This window comes from Candidatus Chloroploca asiatica (genome assembly GCF_002532075.1).
GTDB lineage: Bacteria > Chloroflexota > Chloroflexia > Chloroflexales > Chloroflexaceae > Chloroploca > Chloroploca asiatica.
This window is the reverse complement of record NZ_LYXE01000177.1, coordinates 1-2,918: the sequence shown is the minus strand read 5'-3', so window position 1 is coordinate 2,918 and position 2,918 is coordinate 1. Positions and strand designations below refer to the sequence as shown.

Genomic DNA, 2,918 nt, shown 5'->3' with positions numbered 1-2,918 from the left:
CCAGCGCACGAGCACGCCCTGGGGGGGTGAAGGGGGGGGTTGCCCCCCCTTCTGGGGGTTTGGGGGCTAGCCCCCAAGCGGCCATTATCGGTTTACACAATTAACGATTTACACTCAGGGGTGTACTAATAATGGCCGTGTTCACGGCGGCTCGCGGCGTGACGCCGGCAAAGCGATTGGGCGCAGTGGCGACGGCGGCATTGATGGCATCATCAACGAAGATCGCCTGGGGCTTGACGTGGTCTACATCCAGGCCAAACGCTGGGAGCACACCGTCAGTCGGCCCGACGTGCAAGCCTTCGCCGGCAGTCTGGAAGGCGTCCGTGCGCGCAAAGGCGTCATGATCACCACGTCAACCTTCTCCCAGCAAGCACGCGAGTACGTCAGCCGCATCGAAAAAAAGATCGTCCTGATCGACGGCGAAGCGCTGGCGCAATACATGCTCGACTACGACATCGGCGTCACCGAAGTAAGCCGCTACGTCGTCAAAAAGATCGACCTCGACTACTTCGAGGAGGAATAAGCGATGGAGGAGGAGCAGACAAAGCGTGAGTGGCTGCGTTTGCCCGTGGTCGCCGCAGGAGCCGAGTATCTGGTCATGGGCCACCTGATGCGGCGGAACATCTTGACCTACCAGGCCCCACCCGGCCATGAGGGGTACGACCTGATCTGCATCCACCCCGACCCACGCCACCAACCCGGCCCAGGCGAGCAGGCGCAGGTACGGGTACAGGTCAAGAGCCGCTATGCCACCGACTGCGACCGAGGCTTCCCAATCAAAGCGGCGAGCTTCGACGCCTTCGACTTTCTCATTGTCGTCTTCCTCAACATCGGCATGTTCTACGGGCGTCACGACGGCTCCACCGGTGCCCAGGAACCCGAATTCTTTACCTTGCCAACCACCTTTATTCGTGCCCACCACCATGCGCATCACTCGTGGCCGAAGGTACGATTACGCGGCATGGACGCCGCGCTGGCCCCCTTTGCCAACGAAACCGGCTTTGAGCAGATCGCCGCCGCGCTTGGCGTACCACGCCCGCGCAAGGTGCGGGGGTGAGTATACTGTGAGCAACTCAAGCGCACTTTCAAGGAGTAATGGCACATACGCAAAGCAAGGTCGCTGGCTAACACGCGCTTCGCCTGATGCCGATGCGCTTCGCGGCGCCGCTGAAGCCCGACATTGGGCGGCATCTCTAGGGCTGTTGCAAAGTCCCAGTAGGGTTAGATAATGTCCGCAGATTACGCAGATTACGCAGATGAGGGCTTCCGCATCTGCGTAATCTGCGGACGATCAGGAGGACTTTGCATCAGCCGTGTCCGAGCCACGCCGCCGCTTCCCTCTGAGAAATGCTCGTGCTATACTACGCTTGACCCCAGGATATCGACAAATAAAGGTTCACGCAGCTATGGCAGCCAGGGATTTGTTTCATCAAGCAGTAAAGAACGCACTGATAAAAGAACAATGGAATGTAACAGATGATCCATTAGTTATTCAATTCGGAGGTGTTGATTTACGTATTGATTTAGGTGCAGAACGGCTTGTTGCTGCTGAAAAAGATGGTGAAAGAATCGCCGTTGAAATTAAAAGTTTCCTTGGCCCTTCCGTTATTTCAGACTTTCATGGTGCACTTGGCCAGTTCTTGAACTACCGCTTAGCGCTTGAAGCGCAGGAGTCTGATCGGCAATTGTACCTTGCTATCCCAGAAGAAACCTTTCAGACCTTTTTTCATCTTCCGTTTGTCCAACTGGCGGTGCAGCGCTATCAACTCATGCTGATAGTGTATAACGTCGTACGTGAGGAGCTTATCCAATGGATACCGTAAACCAGTATCGGCAACTCATTCAAGCTATTCTCACCGAGTATGCGTCGTATCGGCCACACTACGGTGATATCGAAATGGAGTTGATTACAGATACAAGTCGTGACCACTATCAACTCCTTAGCGTTGGATGGAATAATCTTGAGCGTATTCATGGGACACTTATTCATATTGATATCCGAGATGATAAGATATGGATTCAGTATGACGGAACCGAAGAAGGTATTGCGAATCGCTTGGTTGAACAAGGCGTTCCGAAGCGTGATATTGTCCTTGCCTTCCATCCGCCATATAAGCGTCCGTACACTGATTTTGCTGTCGGTTGAGTCGTTGCGCGCCGGGATGCGCTGGCTGGATTCAGTCGGCACAGGCCGCCTTCGCGTTCCGTTGCCGAGGCATTGACGCCGACGGGATTGGCGGATGGGGGCATTCACCAATAAGCGACGGCGCGGCGCCTGCCCCGATCCTTTTGCAAAGAAGACCGGTTTTTTGACGCAACGGCGCGAAGGCGCGAAGCGACGCATCGAGCGACCGCAACCCTTTGCGCCGGTGCATCACCACGATGGAAGATGGCGCATGGCGGAAGGCTGCAGCGGCAGTAGCTGCGCGGCGCACCGCGCATGGAGCTACGCGGCGCACCGCGCAGGGCAACGAGCGGACGGTGCATCCGCAGCGTCACAGGTGCGCAACGGGTGGAGAGGGATGGAGTCGGGGAGGTGGCGAAAACGCCGTCGAATTCAGGTTGGGCGGGCCTCAACCCACAATGCTCTTACCAGACATGGCTATGCTATACTAGACGTAGACGTTCAACAAGCGAGACATATCCTTACTCCAACGTTGCTCGGCAAAGGATCGTCTATGCCACGGATTAGCACCTTTTATGGGAAGAACTCCATCGCACCGAGTTAATGACCAATTGGGACTTGGCCCGTCAGGCGCAACCGCTGGTTTCCATCGCCCCCCTTACCTAAGGAGGGATCTATCGATGACCAAACTCATTCGCGTACAATCAGCTACGCCCCTCATGCTCCCACGCATCCGTGTGGTGTTCACCAACGGCGAACAGCGCGAGATTGATCTCACCCCCTATATCGCGAG

Annotated in this window: 4 protein-coding genes; all 4 read left to right on the top strand. The window is 56.2% G+C overall.

The annotated features are described in order from the left end of the window. Window positions 1-106 precede the first annotated feature (106 nt). The 4 genes from A9Q02_RS21100 (at window position 107) to A9Q02_RS21085 (ending at window position 2,146) form a co-directional block, all read left to right on the top strand. Window positions 107-523, top strand: coding sequence for a restriction endonuclease (locus tag A9Q02_RS21100; protein WP_097655054.1), 417 nt, complete (start codon window positions 107-109; stop codon window positions 521-523). A 3-nt stretch (window positions 524-526) separates the two neighbouring features. Further along, window positions 527-1,057 carry a hypothetical protein gene (locus A9Q02_RS21095; RefSeq protein ID WP_216361574.1) on the top strand — a complete coding sequence of 177 codons (531 nt, stop codon included), beginning with the start codon at window positions 527-529 and terminating at the stop codon, window positions 1,055-1,057. A 349-nt stretch (window positions 1,058-1,406) separates the two neighbouring features. Next, complete coding sequence (locus A9Q02_RS21090; protein ID WP_097655053.1) at window positions 1,407-1,823, top strand: XisH family protein; 417 nt, start codon at window positions 1,407-1,409, stop codon at window positions 1,821-1,823. Then, a complete protein-coding gene (locus tag A9Q02_RS21085) occupies window positions 1,811-2,146 on the top strand; it encodes a XisI protein (RefSeq protein WP_097655052.1) in 336 nt (111 codons plus the stop codon). The genes A9Q02_RS21090 and A9Q02_RS21085 overlap by 13 nt, the downstream gene beginning before the upstream one ends. The last annotated feature ends 772 nt before the right edge of the window (window positions 2,147-2,918 follow it).

Bases quoted from the DNA above. Each gene is read 5' to 3' on its own strand.
- A9Q02_RS21095 (WP_216361574.1), top strand. From the start codon at position 527: ATGGAGGAGGAGCAGACAAAGCGTGAGTGGCTGCGTTTGCCCGTGGTC.
- A9Q02_RS21085 (WP_097655052.1), top strand. From the start codon at position 1,811: ATGGATACCGTAAACCAGTATCGGCAACTCATTCAAGCTATTCTCACC.
- A9Q02_RS21090 (WP_097655053.1), top strand. From the start codon at position 1,407: ATGGCAGCCAGGGATTTGTTTCATCAAGCAGTAAAGAACGCACTGATA.